Below are 478 nucleotides of genomic sequence, written 5' to 3'. Positions count from 1 at the left end.
TTGCGTACCTTCATTAACAATATCAGCTGTCGGTGCATCTGGTGCTGTAGTGTCGTCAGAATCGCTGTCGCTGTCTGAGTCAGAATCACTGTCGCTATCAGAGTCAGAGTCGCTGTCTGAGTCAGAGTCGCTGTCTGAGTCAGAGTCGCTGTCTGAGTCAGAGTCGCTGTCTGAGTCAGAGTCGCTGTCGCTGTCGCTATCAGAGTCAGAATCACTGTCGCTGTCAGAGTCAGAATCGCTGTCGCTATCAGAGTCAGAATCGCTGTCAGAATCAGAGTCAGAATCGCTGTCGCTATCAGAGTCAGAGTCGCTGTCGCTGTCGCTATCAGAGTCAGAATCACTGTCGCTGTCTGAGTCAGAATCGCTGTCGCTATCAGAGTCAGAGTCGCTGTCAGAATCAGAGTCGCTGTCAGAGTCAGAATCGCTGTCGCCATTATCAGGTGCGATTACTGTAACTTCTGGAGATTTATTACCAGCG

1 protein-coding gene is annotated in these 478 nt (G+C 50.6%); it reads right to left on the bottom strand.

Annotation, left to right across the window (positions count from 1 at the left end; genetic code table 11):
• Window positions 1-478, bottom strand: a 478-nt coding sequence (locus EXE30_RS15760) for a hypothetical protein (protein WP_213072751.1), incomplete at both ends; no start/stop codon positions are given.

The sequence above is a fragment of the Acinetobacter halotolerans genome (genome assembly GCF_004208515.1).
Classification (GTDB): domain Bacteria; phylum Pseudomonadota; class Gammaproteobacteria; order Pseudomonadales; family Moraxellaceae; genus Acinetobacter; species Acinetobacter halotolerans.
Note: the sequence above shows the minus strand (reverse complement) of the source record. Positions and strands in the feature narration are given on the sequence as shown.